Annotated in this window: 15 protein-coding genes; 11 read left to right on the top strand and 4 right to left on the bottom strand. The window is 58.9% G+C overall.

The genetic code is table 11. From position 1 onward, the window contains the following. Positions 1–218: 218 nt before the first annotated feature. Positions 219–1,403, bottom strand: coding sequence for a delta-9 fatty acid desaturase DesA (gene desA, locus GIW69_RS07590; RefSeq protein ID WP_236481514.1), 1,185 nt, complete (start codon positions 1,401–1,403; stop codon positions 219–221). Between the two features lie 145 nt (positions 1,404–1,548). Between desA and dibA the strand changes: the two genes are divergently transcribed. The 6 genes from dibA to GIW69_RS07620 all read left to right on the top strand — a co-directional run bounded on the left by dibA (position 1,549) and on the right by GIW69_RS07620 (position 7,836). Further along, positions 1,549–3,468, top strand: a complete 1,920-nt coding sequence (gene dibA, locus GIW69_RS07595; RefSeq protein ID WP_236481515.1) for a phosphodiesterase DibA — start codon at positions 1,549–1,551, stop codon at positions 3,466–3,468. Positions 3,469–3,671: 203 nt separating this feature from the next. After that, positions 3,672–3,854, top strand: a complete 183-nt coding sequence (gene oscA, locus GIW69_RS07600) for a sulfur starvation response protein OscA (RefSeq protein WP_236481516.1) — start codon at positions 3,672–3,674, stop codon at positions 3,852–3,854. 133 nt (positions 3,855–3,987) lie between these two features. Then, positions 3,988–5,001, top strand: a complete 1,014-nt coding sequence (locus tag GIW69_RS07605; protein WP_236481517.1) for a sulfate ABC transporter substrate-binding protein — start codon at positions 3,988–3,990, stop codon at positions 4,999–5,001. A 138-nt stretch (positions 5,002–5,139) separates the two neighbouring features. After that, positions 5,140–5,958, top strand: coding sequence for a sulfate ABC transporter permease subunit CysT (gene cysT / locus GIW69_RS07610; RefSeq protein ID WP_236481518.1), 819 nt, complete (start codon positions 5,140–5,142; stop codon positions 5,956–5,958). A gap of 12 nt (positions 5,959–5,970) precedes the next feature. Then, positions 5,971–6,843 carry a sulfate ABC transporter permease subunit CysW gene (cysW, locus tag GIW69_RS07615; protein ID WP_236481519.1) on the top strand — a complete coding sequence of 291 codons (873 nt, stop codon included), beginning with the start codon at positions 5,971–5,973 and terminating at the stop codon, positions 6,841–6,843. 3 nt (positions 6,844–6,846) lie between these two features. Then, the gene (locus GIW69_RS07620) at positions 6,847–7,836 is read left to right on the top strand and encodes a sulfate ABC transporter ATP-binding protein (protein WP_236481520.1); all 990 of its coding nucleotides are present in this window, start codon (positions 6,847–6,849) and stop codon (positions 7,834–7,836) included. Positions 7,837–7,916: 80 nt separating this feature from the next. On the opposite strand, the gene GIW69_RS07625 is transcribed toward GIW69_RS07620, so the two are convergent. Next, a complete protein-coding gene (locus GIW69_RS07625) occupies positions 7,917–8,429 on the bottom strand; it encodes an Mpo1-like protein (RefSeq protein WP_236481521.1) in 513 nt (170 codons plus the stop codon). A gap of 83 nt (positions 8,430–8,512) precedes the next feature. Between GIW69_RS07625 and GIW69_RS07630 the strand changes: the two genes are divergently transcribed. Continuing rightward, a complete protein-coding gene (locus tag GIW69_RS07630; RefSeq protein WP_236481522.1) occupies positions 8,513–9,190 on the top strand; it encodes a Crp/Fnr family transcriptional regulator in 678 nt (225 codons plus the stop codon). Positions 9,191–9,282: 92 nt separating this feature from the next. Here the strand turns inward: GIW69_RS07630 and uraH are convergent, their stop codons facing one another. Then, complete coding sequence (uraH, locus tag GIW69_RS07635; RefSeq protein WP_236481523.1) at positions 9,283–9,693, bottom strand: hydroxyisourate hydrolase; 411 nt, start codon at positions 9,691–9,693, stop codon at positions 9,283–9,285. A gap of 11 nt (positions 9,694–9,704) precedes the next feature. After that, complete coding sequence (locus GIW69_RS07640; RefSeq protein WP_236481524.1) at positions 9,705–10,190, bottom strand: heme-binding protein; 486 nt, start codon at positions 10,188–10,190, stop codon at positions 9,705–9,707. 136 nt (positions 10,191–10,326) lie between these two features. Here GIW69_RS07640 and GIW69_RS07645 point away from each other — a divergent pair, with 136 nt between their 5' ends. The 4 genes from GIW69_RS07645 to GIW69_RS07660 all read left to right on the top strand — a co-directional run bounded on the left by GIW69_RS07645 (position 10,327) and on the right by GIW69_RS07660 (position 13,953). Continuing rightward, the gene (locus GIW69_RS07645; protein ID WP_236481525.1) at positions 10,327–11,007 is read left to right on the top strand and encodes a heavy metal response regulator transcription factor; all 681 of its coding nucleotides are present in this window, start codon (positions 10,327–10,329) and stop codon (positions 11,005–11,007) included. Then, positions 10,994–12,409 carry a heavy metal sensor histidine kinase gene (locus tag GIW69_RS07650; protein ID WP_236481526.1) on the top strand — a complete coding sequence of 472 codons (1,416 nt, stop codon included), beginning with the start codon at positions 10,994–10,996 and terminating at the stop codon, positions 12,407–12,409. The genes GIW69_RS07645 and GIW69_RS07650 overlap by 14 nt, the downstream gene beginning before the upstream one ends. A gap of 79 nt (positions 12,410–12,488) precedes the next feature. Beyond that, positions 12,489–12,737, top strand: a complete 249-nt coding sequence (locus GIW69_RS07655; protein WP_236481527.1) for a helix-turn-helix domain-containing protein — start codon at positions 12,489–12,491, stop codon at positions 12,735–12,737. Continuing rightward, on the top strand, positions 12,730–13,953 hold the full coding sequence (locus GIW69_RS07660) for a type II toxin-antitoxin system HipA family toxin (RefSeq protein WP_236481528.1): 1,224 nt from the start codon (positions 12,730–12,732) through the stop codon (positions 13,951–13,953). The genes GIW69_RS07655 and GIW69_RS07660 overlap by 8 nt, the downstream gene beginning before the upstream one ends. Position 13,954 lies beyond the last annotated feature (1 nt).

The following is a 13,954-nucleotide window of genomic DNA, read 5'->3' on the forward strand; positions in this document are numbered from 1 at the left end:
GGCGTGCCGCAGTTTCGACAGCGGCTACAGATAAGCCCGCCGGGGAGGCGAAGTGTCTTTGAGATAAGTGATCGAGCGCGAAGTTCCCGATTTGGCGGGGAACTCCGCCAAGCGGTATAGAAAAACCAGATGAACCTGTAGGTGCTGTCGAGTGAAACGAGGCTGCAATCTTTTGATTTCATGAAAGCAAATCAAAAGATCGCAGCCTGCGGTAGCGCCTACACGGCTGCCGGGCGCAGCGAGTAGGTTTTCAACTGATCGGCGAACTCACGCAGGGACTGAATACCGCTGGCCTCAGCCTCGTGCACCCATTCCCTGATGGCGGCGAGCATGTCGTGGCCGTTGGCGCTGGTCTTGACCCAGATCTGTTGCAGGGCCAGGCGCTTCTCGTAAATCACCTTCAGTGCCTGACTGTGCTCGAGCATGTTCTGGATGCGCGCGTGGTGGCGCTCTTCCAGCAGGCTGGTCTCTCGCGACAACAGACGTTTGGCACGGTGGAATTGGTGACGCACTGAATGATCAACCTTGGCCAGTTCCTGTTGAACCAGCGGGCCGATCACCAATTTGCGGTACTGCGCCATGATCTGGAAGCGGTTGTTGAGGATCGCCATGGCGGTGTCCATGTCCAGGCTGCCCTTGCCTTCGACGCGGTGGGCGATCGGCGCAACCCGCTGCACTTTTGCCAAACGCAGGAAGCTGAACACTTTGATCCACGCCCAGCCGAGATCGAACTCCCACTTCTTGACCGACAGCTTGGCCGAGTTCGGGTAGGTGTGATGGTTGTTATGCAGTTCTTCGCCGCCGATCAGGATGCCCCATGGCACCAGATTGGTCGCCGCGTCGCGGCATTCGAAGTTGCGATAGCCCACGGCATGGCCGAGACCATTGATGACGCCAGCGGCCCACACCGGAATCCACATCATCTGGATGGCCCAGATGGTGATACCGATAGTGCCGAACAACAGCAGATCGATGACGCCCATGATCGCCACGCCCAACAACGGAAAGCGCGTGTACAGGTTGCGTTCGATCCAGTCGTCCGGGCAGTTCTTGCCATAAATGCGCAGGGTTTCCGGGTTCTGTGCTTCGGCACGGTACAACTCGGCACCGGTGCGCAGCACCGTCGACAGACCCTTGATGACCGGGCTGTGCGGATCGTCTTCGGTTTCGCATTTGGCGTGATGTTTACGGTGGATGGCGGTCCACTCGCGGGTGTTCTGAGCGGTGGTGAGCCACAGCCAGAAACGGAAGAAATGCTTGAGGCCGGCATTCAGCTCGAGCGAGCGATGGGCCGAGTAGCGGTGCAGATAGACCGTGACGCCAATGATCGTGACGTGAGTCATCAGCAAGGTGACTGCCACCAGTGACCAGGCGGACAAGCCAAGAAAACCTTCGTACCACATAGGCTATAGGGCCCTCGATAAAGATAAAAACAGCCGATGCATTATCACTAAGCAGACAGATAAAACCAGTCGCCCTTTCAGATAAGAGTCGCTGAATGTTTCCTGCCCTATAATCGCGACATTTTTCAGGGACATGGACGGCCGAATGTCTGCCTCTTATCGCGATGCCTTGCGTGCAGCGCTGCTGTATCTGGTGCTGGCTGCTGTCTGGCTGACCAGCACTGGTTATTTATTGAACAGATTCTTCGATGACTCTGCCGATCTGCCGCACTGGCACCTGATCAACGGTTATCTCCTCATCATTTTCAGCGCCGGGCTGATCTTTACGGCCCGGTTACGCTTGTTCAATACCATCGGCAGCGCCGCACGATTGCTTGAGCGCCAGGCTGATCGCGAGCATCTGCGCCAGGCGGCTGCTGTGTTCGACTGCACCCGCGAAGGTGTGCTGGTCACCGATCCGCAAGGCCTGATCGTGCACGTTAACCGCGCATTCATGGCGATCACTGGTTACTCGCGCGAAGAGGTCCATGGGCAAAATCCAAACCTGTTCAAGTCCGGTCATCACCCTCCGGGTTTTTATCAGTCGATGTTCGCGACCTTGCAGGCCGGCGGCGAGTGGAGCGGAGAAATCTGGAATCGGCGAAAAAGCGGCGAGATCTACCCGCAATGGCAGACTATCCGCTCTATCAACGATGAAAATGGTCACCTAAGCCACTACGTGGCGGTCTTCTCCGATATCAGCGCAATCAAGAATTCCGAACAGGAACTCAAGCACCTGGCACATCACGATCCGCTGACCGATCTGCCCAATCGCCTGCTGTTCAGTGACCGCGCCGAACAGGCCTTGGCTTCAGCGCAGGTTCATAAACGCGGCTGCACGTTACTGCTGATTGATCTTGACCACTTCAAGATGATCAATGACAGCCTCGGCCACAGTGTCGGCGATTTACTGCTCAAAAGCGTGTCGACGCGTTTACAGAATCTGTCCGGCCCCGGCCTGACCCTGGCGCGACTGGGCGGTGACGAATTCGCGGTGCTCGTCGATAGTTATCCACAGCCCGCGCAGGGCGCCGCGCTCGCGCAATCCATTATTGAGGGTTTCAATGATCCGTTCCATGTGGGCGGCCACTCATTGTTCATCAACGCCAGTATTGGCATCAGCCTGTTCCCCGGCGATGCGCAAACGGCCGAACAGCTGCTGCGCAATGCTGATGCCGCCTTGTTCAAGGCAAAAAACAGCGGCCGCAACGGTTACGCGCTCTACACCGAAGAACTCACGGCTCATGCCCGGCAACGGGTGGAGATCGCTTCTGAGCTGCGCCGCGCGCTGGAACGAAAAGAGCTGCGCGTTTATTACCAACCCGTACACGACCTGAAAACCAGTCGCCTGATCAGCGTCGAAGCGCTGGTGCGCTGGGAGCATCCGCAGCGAGGGCTGGTGTCCCCGGCCGAATTCATTCCGATTGCCGAACGCACCGGACTGATTGCCGAGATCGATGCCTGGGTCATGCGCGAGGCCTGCCAGCAAATGTGCCAGTGGCAAGCGGCGGGTGTGGTGCTGTCGTTCGTGGCGGTGAATGTATCGTCGCGGCTGTTCGCTCGCCGGGAACTGTTAGAGCACGTGGCGCAGGTGCTGCACGAAACGGGGCTGGATCCGGCGTACCTGGAACTGGAAGTCACCGAAAGCGCCGTGATGGACGATCCGGAGGTGGCGCTGGAACAGATGCATCGCTTGCGCGAACTGGGCATCCGCTTGGCCATCGATGATTTCGGCACTGGCTATTCGTCGTTGCTGCGGCTCAAACGGCTGCCGGTACAGAAGCTCAAGATCGATCAGGGTTTCGTTGCGGGATTGCCGTGGGATGACGACGACGCGGCGATTGTCCGCGTGATCATTGCACTCGCACGTAGCATGGGCATGCAGGTGCACGCCGAGGGTATCGAGCAGGTCGAGCAAGCGGCGTTTTTGCTTGAACACGGGTGTGATCTGGGGCAGGGGTATTGGTTCGGGCGACCGGTGCCGGCGCATAACATCGATTGGATGAGGGCTCCCGTTATCGGTTGAAGATCAAAAGATCGCGGCCTTCGACAGCTCCTGCACAGGTACCTGACTTGGCGCAACGCCTTGTCCGGTCAATTAATGTCTTTAGGTTATATAAACATTCTTAAATAGTCTTTTTAAGAATATCCATGCCTCTCTTATATTGCGCTCACGCCGAACGCAGTGCTGAGCACTGCCAGGCACTTCCCGTTCAAAGGAGCAGCACCATGAGCGCATCCCTGCGTAGCGTTGACGGTCAGGACGAAGCCACCATCTTGCGCGAGATCCAGAGTGCCCTGCGCGACCTGCGTTTCGGAGCAGTGGAAATCACTGTGCATAACGCGCAAGTGGTTCAGATCGAACGCAAAGAGAAATTCCGGTTGCAGCAGCCGGGGCAGAAGTCGGGCTGATCCGGCCCGAGCCTGCGGCAGCGCCTACAGGGGAGATCTGTATAGGCGCTGTCGAAGGCTGCGATGTCTGAACGGGCAACCCAGGTTTCAAGCATAAGAAAAAGCCATCACCCGAATTCCAGGAGCTTCCACCATGTCGTCGATTCGCCGTTACGCTTTGGCCGCGCTGGCCAGCGCTGTGTTTGCCGGTTCCGCGGTTGCCAAGGATTACGAACTGCTCAACGTGTCTTACGACCCGACCCGTGAGCTGTACCAGGAATACAACACCGAATTCGTCAATTTCTGGAAAAAGGAACACGCTGGCGACAACGTGAAAATCCAGCAATCCCATGGTGGCTCAGGCAAGCAGGGCCGCGCGGTAATCGACGGTCTGCGCGCCGATGTGGTGACTTTGGCCCTGGCCGGCGACATCGATGAAATCGCCAAGCTCGGCAAGTCCCTGCCGGCCGACTGGCAAAAGCGTTTGCCGGAAGCGAGCACGCCGTACACCTCGACCATCGTGTTCCTGGTGCGCAAGGGCAACCCGAAAGGTATCAAGGACTGGGGCGACCTGGTCAAGAATGACGTCTCCGTCATCACCCCGAACCCGAAAACCTCGGGCGGTGCGCGCTGGAACTTCCTCGCGGCCTGGGCCTATGGTTTGAAAGCCAACGGCGGCGACGAAGCCAAGGCCAAGGAGTACATCACCACGTTGTTCAAGCACGTTCCGGTGCTGGACACCGGCGCGCGCGGTTCGACCATCACCTTTGTCAACAATGGTCAGGGCGACGTGCTGCTGGCCTGGGAAAACGAAGCCTTCCTGGCGCTGAAAGAAGATGGCGGCTCAGACAAGTTCGACATCGTCGTGCCTTCGCTGTCGATCCTCGCCGAGCCACCAGTGGCCGTAGTCGACAAGAACGCCGAAAAGAAGGGCAACGCCGAGATCGCCGAAGCGTATCTCAAGCATTTGTACAGCCCGGCCGGACAGGAAATCGCCGCGAAAAACTTCTATCGTCCACGTGACAAGGACGTAGCGGCCAAGTACGCGCAGCAGTTCCCGAAACTGGAATTGGTCACCATCGACAAAGACTTCGGGGGCTGGAAATCCGCCCAGCCGAAATTCTTTAACGACGGTGGCGTGTTCGACCAGATTTATCAGGCGCAGTGATCTGCTTCATGTGGAGCGAGCCTGCTCGCGAAGGCGGCGTGTCAGACGACAAGGTTGTTAACTGATACTCCCTCTTCGCGAGCAGGCTCGCTCCTACATTGATGCGTTGAGTGAAACGCTTTTTAACCAGGGACTTTTATGTCACGTCGTATTTCCCCCGTCATACCCGGCTTCGGGCTGACGCTGGGTTACACCTTGGTGTACCTCAGCCTGATTGTGCTGATCCCGCTGGCGGCGATGTTCGTCCACGCCGCCCAACTCACCTGGGATCAGTTCTGGACGATCATTTCCGCACCGCGCGTGCTGGCGGCATTGAAGCTGAGCTTCGGCACCGCGCTCTGCGCCGCGATCATCAACGGCATCATTGGCACGCTGCTCGCCTGGGTGCTGGTGCGTTACACCTTCCCGGGGCGCAAGGTCATCGATGCGATGATCGATCTGCCGTTCGCCTTGCCGACGGCCGTGGCCGGCATCGCACTGACCGCGTTGTATTCGCCCAACGGCATCGTCGGGCAGTTTGCCGCCGATCTCGGTTTCAAGATCGCTTACACGCCGTTGGGCATCACGCTGGCGCTGACCTTCGTGACGCTGCCGTTCGTGGTGCGCACGGTGCAACCCGTTCTGGCCGATATCCCCCGTGAAGTCGAAGAAGCCGCGGCGTGCCTCGGCGCAAAACCGTTGCAGGTGTTCCGCCACATTCTGTTGCCGGCGCTGTTGCCCGCGTGGCTGACCGGTTTTGCCCTGGCGTTCGCCCGTGGCGTCGGCGAGTACGGCTCGGTGATTTTCATCGCCGGCAACATGCCAATGAAAACCGAGATCCTGCCGTTGCTGATCATGGTCAAGCTCGACCAATACGACTACACCGGCGCCACCTCCATCGGCGTGCTGATGCTGGTGGTTTCCTTCGTCCTGTTGCTGCTGATCAACTTGCTGCAGCGGCGCATCGAAACCCCATAAGGAGGCGCGAACATGTCCCAATCGTCTATTGCGGCCGCCTCTTCGGCCAACGCCGCCCGCCGTGGCAGCGCTACGTCGCGGCGGATTTTGATCAGCCTCGGCTGGCTGGTATTTGCGCTGTTTTTGCTGCTGCCGCTGTTCATCGTGGTGTCGCAAGGTTTGAAGAGCGGCCTTGGCGCGTTCTTCACGGCGATCTTTGAACCGGATGCTCTGTCGGCGTTGAAACTCACGGTGATCGCCGTGCTGATCTCCGTGCCGCTGAACCTGGTGTTCGGCGTCAGCGCGGCGTGGTGCGTGAGCAAATACTCATTCCGTGGCAAGAGCATGCTGGTAACGCTGATCGACCTGCCGTTCTCGGTCTCGCCGGTAATCGCCGGTCTGGTCTACGTGCTGATGTTTGGCGCTCAGGGCTTTTTCGGGCCGTGGTTGCAGGATCACGACATCCAGATCGTCTTCGCCCTGCCGGGTATCGTGCTGGCGACGATCTTCGTGACGGTGCCGTTCGTGGCCCGAGAGCTGATTCCGTTGATGCAGGAACAAGGCACTCAAGAAGAGGAGGCCGCGCGACTGCTCGGCGCCAATGGCTGGCAGATGTTCTGGCATGTCACCGTGCCGAACATCAAGTGGGGCCTGATTTACGGCGTGGTGCTGTGTACCGCGCGGGCCATGGGTGAATTCGGCGCGGTGTCGGTGGTGTCCGGGCACATCCGCGGGGTGACCAACACCTTGCCGCTGCACGTCGAGATCCTCTACAACGAATACAACCACGTGGCCGCGTTCGCCGTGGCGAGCCTGTTGCTGATCCTGGCGCTCTTCATCCTGCTGCTCAAGCAGTGGAGCGAAAACCGTATCAACCGCCTGCGCGCCAGCGCCGCGGAGGAATAAGTCATGTCGATCGAAGTGTGTAACGTCAGCAAGAATTTCCACGCGTTCAAGGCGCTGGACAACATCAGCCTGGATATCCACAGCGGCGAACTGGTCGCCTTGCTCGGCCCGTCCGGCTGCGGCAAGACCACGCTGCTGCGGATCATCGCTGGCCTGGAAACTCCGGATCAGGGCAACATCGTGTTCCACGGTGAAGACGTGTCCGGCCACGACGTGCGCGATCGCAACGTCGGTTTCGTGTTCCAGCACTACGCGCTGTTCCGCCACATGACCGTGTTCGACAACGTCGCGTTCGGCCTGCGCATGAAGCCCAAAAACCAGCGCCCGAGCGAAAGCCAGATCGCCGCTAAAGTTCATGAATTGCTGAATATGGTGCAGCTGGATTGGCTGTCGGACCGCTACCCGGAGCAACTCTCCGGCGGGCAACGTCAGCGTATTGCGTTGGCTCGTGCCCTGGCGGTCGAGCCAAAAGTGCTGCTGCTCGACGAACCGTTCGGCGCCCTCGACGCCAAGGTGCGTAAAGAACTGCGCCGCTGGCTTGCACGGCTGCACGAAGACATCAACCTGACCTCAGTGTTCGTGACCCACGACCAGGAAGAAGCCATGGAAGTGGCCGACCGCATCGTGGTGATGAACAAGGGCGTGATCGAGCAAATCGGATCACCGGGCGAGGTCTATGAAAATCCGGCCAGCGACTTCGTTTATCACTTCCTCGGTGATTCAAACCGTCTGCATCTGGGCGATGACAATCATGTGCTGTTTCGCCCGCATGAAGTGTCGCTGTCGCGGCATGAGCTGGCGGATCACCACGCCGCTGAAGTGCGGGATATCCGTCCATTAGGCGCGACCACGCGGGTGACGTTGAAAGTCGAAGGGCAGACGGATCTGATCGAAGCTGAGGTGGTGAAAGATCACGACAGTCTGACGGGGCTGGCGAAGGGTGAGACGTTGTTCTTCAAGCCGAAGGTTTGGCAGAAAGTCGCCAATATTTAAGATCAAAGCTTCGCGAGCAGGCGCGCTCCCACAAGGATTGGCATTCCAACTGTGGGAGCGAGCCTGCTCGCGAATGCGATTTACACAGGCGCGCGATTCGGGTTCAAACGCACCCCACCCACCCGCGCCTCAATCTGCTCTTTCAACTCATGCCGCATTCCGAGCATGAACGCCAGCTCGGTCACCACAAACAACGGCCCGACAATCAGCCCCGTCACGTCATCGACAAACGCCGGTTTGCGCCCTTCATAGTGATGACCGACAAACTGGATCGCCCAGCCCACCACAAACATTCCCAGCCCACTGCTCAGCCACACCATCGTGCTCTGCTGCGCCAGCGCATGCCCCGCCCAGACTGACAGGCCCAACAGCACCGTCATCAACACGCCGAGGCGCAGTTCTAGGCGCAGGTAAAACCACGCCGATGCCAATGACACCAGCACCGCAGGCGTCAACACTCCCCACTGCGGGCGCGACAGCAACACCGCGACCGCCACTACAATCAGCGGGATGCCGATAAAGTGGCTGACAATGTTGCGCGGGTCACGGTGATACGCGGCGTATTGACTCAAATGATCGACGAGGCTTTTCATTGTTGTTCCTCCGGTAGGGTGATCGCATCATGCCCCGGGCTCAGTGTTCACTCTGTCAGGCAGGCGACAATCCAGGAGTTTTCATGGAAATACGTTCACGGCTGATGACCGGGCAATGGTTCGGTCATTTGCCTGAGTCCTTTCAGAATAGTCTGCTCGCAGTGGCCCGCGAGCGCCGGCTGACGGCGGGGCAGCGGTTGTTCCAGCGCGGTGATCCGCCGTGCGGGTTGTATGCGGTGCTCGAGGGTGCGGTGCGCATTGGAGCCGTGAACGAGCAAGGCAAAGAGGCGTTGCTGAGTCTGGTGGAAGCGCCGCACTGGTTCGGGGAGATTTGCCTGTTCGACGGCCAGCCACGTACGCATGACGCCTATGCGGTTGGGCCGTGCACGCTGCTGAATATTGCTCAAAGCACGCTGTTGCGCGTGCTGGATGAGCATCCGGTGTATTGGCGGCATCTGGCGCTGTTGATGAGCCAGAAATTGCGCCTGACGTTCATCAGCCTCGAACAACTCAGCCTGCTGCCCGCGCCGGCACGTCTGGCTCATCGACTGCTGATGATTGCCGAGGGCTACGGTGAAATCGATGCCCCGCGCCGGATTTTGCATCTGCCACAAGAACAATTGGCAGCGATGCTTTCGTTGTCCCGCCAAACCACAAACCAGATTCTCAAGGACTTGCAGGGGCAAGGAATCATCGGGTTGAGCTACGGCGAAATCGAAATCCTCGACGCGCCACGTTTGCGCGCCCTCGCCACCGTATAACCGCGTGTAGGAGCTGCCGCTGGCTCGGGCCGCGGGAGCTCCTACAGGGGGCGATCGTGGAATCGCCATCACGAGCAGGTTCTGTGTGAGTTTTAAGAGCCGCGATAGGTCGAGAAGCCGTAAGGGCTGAGCAGTAGCGGGATGTGGTAGTGCTGATCGGCCTGCTTCACTTCAAAGATCACCGGAATCTCCGGGAAAAACGTCTCATGCTTCGCCTTCTCGAAATACTCGCCGGTCTTGAACACCACCCGATATTGCCCCGCTTCAAAAGGCTGTTTGGCCGGGAACAGTTCGGCGATGCGTCCCTGTTCGTTGGTCGTGCCTTGGCTCAACGGCTGCCAGGTCTGGCCGACGTGTTTTTCCAGGGTGACGTTGATGCCGGGCGACGGCAGGCCGTTTTCCAGATTGAGGACATGCACGCTCAGCGGATTGCCGGCGGCAAGGGCCAGGCTCGACAGGCTGCCGAGGCAAAGCGCGGCGAGGGTCATGCGCAGTGGGGTCATGGTGAATCTCCTTAGTGAGAACGTTGGGTGGACAGGCCAGCTGTTTTGGCCGCTGCAATGGCACAGTTTTCGTCTTGCTCGCCGCCGCCCGATCCGGCTACGCCCATGGCGCCCACCAGTTCAGCGCCGCTGAACAGTGGCACGCCGCCGCCCAGCAGGAGCAATTCGTCGAGGGTGTTGAGGTTGGCGGTTTCCGGATTGCTGCGAGCGCGCTCGGCAAACAGTCGGGTCGGCGTTTTGGTCGACAACGCGGTATACGCCTTGCGCTGGCTCGCGGCGGTGTTGTGCGGGCCGATGCCATCGCCACGCAGGGTCACTAACAGATTGCCGCCACGGTCGAGCACCGATACCGTGCCGGTGCAGGCGTTGACGGCAGAGTCGGCCAGCAGCCGTGCGGTGCGCAGGTCGAGGTCGGCGTGGCGCGGCAATTCCGGGCCGGCCATAGCGTGGGTGCTCAGGCCAATGGCGAGGCTGGCGATGATGCATTTGAGTGTCATAAGCAGGCTCCGAAAACGTAGGCCGCCACCTTAGTCGCCGTCCTTCGTCAGAACCTCGTCAGTCTGATTACAACTTTGTAATGGGCAACGGCGCTCAAGGCGCCTAGCCTGTGTGCCTGAATAATCGAGGTGTGCCATGCGTTTGCTGGTCGTAGAAGATGAAGCCAAGACCGCGAATTTCCTCGCCAAAGGCCTGGGCGAATCGGGTTTTGCCGTAGACGTGGCGCTCAACGGCCTCGACGGCCGCTATTTCATCGAGCAGCAAACATATGACCTGATCATCCTTGACGTGATGCTGCCGGGCCTCAACGGCTGGCAATTGTTGCAACTGATCCGCCAGCGCGGCGCGACGCCGGTGCTGTTCCTTACCGCCAAAGATGCCATCGAGGATCGTGTGCGCGGCCTGGAACTGGGCGCCGACGATTACCTGCTCAAACCGTTCGCCTTCGCTGAACTGCTCGCGCGGGTGCGCACGTTGTTGCGGCGCGGGCCGATGCGCGAGGTGGAATCGTTCAGCATCGCCGATCTCGACATTGACGTGCTGCGCCGTCGCGTCAGTCGTGGCGGACAACGGATCAATCTGACCAATAAGGAATTTTCGCTGCTGCACCTGCTCGCCAGCCGCCAGGGCGAAGTGTTGTCGCGCACCTTGATCGCTTCACAGGTCTGGAATCTGAATTTCGACAGCGACACCAATATGGTTGAAGTGGCCGTGCGCCGCTTGCGCGCCAAGGTCGATGACCCGTTCATGCCCAAGCTCATTCACACCGTGCGCGGCGTCGGTTATCAGTTGGAAGCGCCTGATGATCTGGACTAAATCCATCGCCCTGCGGCTGGCCCTCGCGTTTGCCATTGTTTGTGCCCTGGTGTTGAGCGCAATCGGCGTGTTTCTGTATCGCTCGCTGGCCTCGGAACTGGCCTTTCGCGACGACATGGCCTTGCTCGGTCGTCTGGAGCAAGTTCGCGCGTTGCTCTCCGACAGCGACAGCCTCGACGCGTTGCAGGCGCGGCCACGGCTGTATCAGAACATGCTCGGCAATCAGGACAGTTTGCTTCTGGTCGAGCGCGCCGACGGCTCGCCGGTGATTCGCATCAACCCTCGGCAACAAGCCCTGCCACCGCTGACGGCTATCGCGCTGGATCGCTCGCCACGGCGCAACGATGTGCTGACCTGGCAAGCCCCTCGCGGCGCAGCGGTGGCGCTGATTTCAGGCCAGGCCCAAGGCCCGGACGGCGAAGGGCTGAAAATAATCGCCGGCAAAGTTCTCAGCGAACGTGAACAGATGCTCGCCAGTTATCGCCTGCGTCTGTACCTGGCGATTGGTTTGGGCGCGTTGCTCGCGTTTGCGTTGGGGCTGGTGTTGTTGCGGCGTGGTTTGCAGCCGTTGCGCCAACTGAGTCTCGCGGTAGGCAAGATTGATCTGCGCAGCCTCGATCAGCGTCTGCCCGCCGCTGATATACCCGCTGAGTTACTTGAGCCGGTGCAGGCGCTCAACGGCATGCTGATACGACTCGACGAAAGCGTGCAGCGTCTGTCGCAGTTCTCGGCGGATCTGGCCCACGAAATCCGCACGCCGCTTCACACGTTGCTGGCGAGCAACGGCCAGGCTCTGAACCATCCGCGCACGCCGGCCGAATATCAGGAGGTGCTGGCCTCAAACATGGAGGAGTTCGAACGCCTCAAACGCATGGCGCAAAACCTGATGTTTCTGGCCCGCGCCGAACAGGCCGAACGGGCACTCGATATACAGCCCCTCGATCTGAAAACCCTCGGCGATGAACTCTGCGATTACTTCGAAGCCCTCGCCGACGACCGCGACCTTCGCCTGGTCAACACGCTTCACGGCGAACTGTTCGCCGATCAGCAACTGTTTCAACGCGCGCTCGGCAACCTGTTGGCCAACGCGGTACGCCACGCGGACGCGGGCACTTCGATCAGCCTCTGCCAGCATGACGAGGCGGGCATACGATGGCTGCAGATTGACAACGACGGCCCCATCATCGCGCCCGAGCACCTGGGCAAACTGTTCGACCGCTTCTACCGCGTCGACCCGTCCCGCGCCGAACCGGGGGATTCGGGCGGGTTGGGATTGGCGATTGTGCAGTCGATCATGCAATTGCATGGCGGGCAGGTGAGGGTGCGCAGTGATGCGGGGGGGACGGTGTTTGAGTTGGGGTTTGTAAAAACACACCTTTCATCCGCAGAACAATGCCGTTAAGCTCTGGTTAACGCATTGCATATGATGCAAAAAGCGGATTTTTCTCTAAATGCATCGTTAATAATGCAATCGGTGGTAAATGGAACAGCTCGGTGAATTGATCAGAGCGTTACGCAAGGCTCACAAGTTGTCTCAGCAAGCGCTTGCTGAGCAATATGGTATGAGTCGCGCAACCATCTCAGGAATCGAAAACAACACGGTTGCCGAAATTGGTTTGCGCAAGGTGGAGGCGATTCTGAATGGCTTTGGCTATGAACTCTTAGCCGTTCCTCGCCAATCCCAACGCCCGACACTCGATACGCTGCGAAAGGTAAGTTTCCATGACTGAGTCGATGGATCGATTGCACATCCGGGTCGCAGACACGCCAGTGGGAGCGCTCGGACGTGGGCACACACGCACGGATAGCGTGTTCACCTATCGTGAAGATGCGAGTAATGAAAACGCCGTGTCGTTAACAATGCCTGCTCGTCTGGAAAGTTACGGTTGGGAGCAGGGCATCCATCCAATATTCGAAATGAATTTGCCAGAAGGCGCGCTGCGCGATGAGCTGGTGCGTCGTTTTAGTAAAACGGTGCGCGGTTTCGATGACTTTGCGTTGTTATCGATAATCGGGCCGCATCAATTGGGCCGTCTTGCTATTGCTGACGCATCGACGACGGATCGTCAGCCGGAAACGTCCCTGGCCGAGTTGTTGGTACACGATGGCGCCCAAGGCCTTTTCGAAGACTTGTTACAAACTTACGGTCAATATTCCGGGGTTTCTGGCGTGCAGCCCAAAGTACTGGTGCGCGACAGTGCGGCAACGGTAGATCGCGTGACTCACCGCGGAGCCACGCACTTGGTCAAAGCCTTTCGAGCCGAAGAATATCCGGAGTTGGCGACTAACGAGTATTTCTGTATGCGCGCGGCCCTGCATTGTGGTCTTGAAGTGCCAGCGTTCGAACTGAGTGAGCAGGGCAAGTTTTTCGTCGTCGAGCGGTTTGATCTGAGCGATAGCGGCTATCTCGGCTTTGAGGATTTCTGCGTGCTCAACGGGTGGCCCGCGAAAGCCAAATACGATGGCTCGTATGAAGGCGCTGCCCGCCAGATCAAGGCGTTCGTTTCGCCGCTGCTGCTCAATCAAGCGCTGGAAGCATTTTTCAAGATTGTGGCGTTGTCGGCCGGATTGAAAAACGGTGATGCACATCTAAAAAACTTCGGTGTGTTGTACGAAGATTGTGGCGCTCAATCATCGGTCAGACTCGCTCCGGCTTACGACATCATCACGACCTCGGTCTATATCAAGAGCGACAGCATGGCGTTGCTGCTGGGCGGTTCAAAAGCCTGGCCGAAATACAAAATGCTGATGCGATTTGGCCGAACGGCCTGCAATTTGACCGAGGGACGCTGCAACGAGCTGCTGGAGCAGGTTGTTCATGGCATGCATGAGGCAATGGGTGAGATGGCTGAATACAGCAAAAGCCATCCAGCGTTCGCCGAGGTAGGTGCCGCCATGAGCGAGCAGTGGGGCATCGGCATGGAACGTAGTCTGGTCAAAAACTGAG

The organism is Pseudomonas syringae, assembly GCF_021605415.1.
GTDB lineage: Bacteria > Pseudomonadota > Gammaproteobacteria > Pseudomonadales > Pseudomonadaceae > Aquipseudomonas > Aquipseudomonas syringae_S.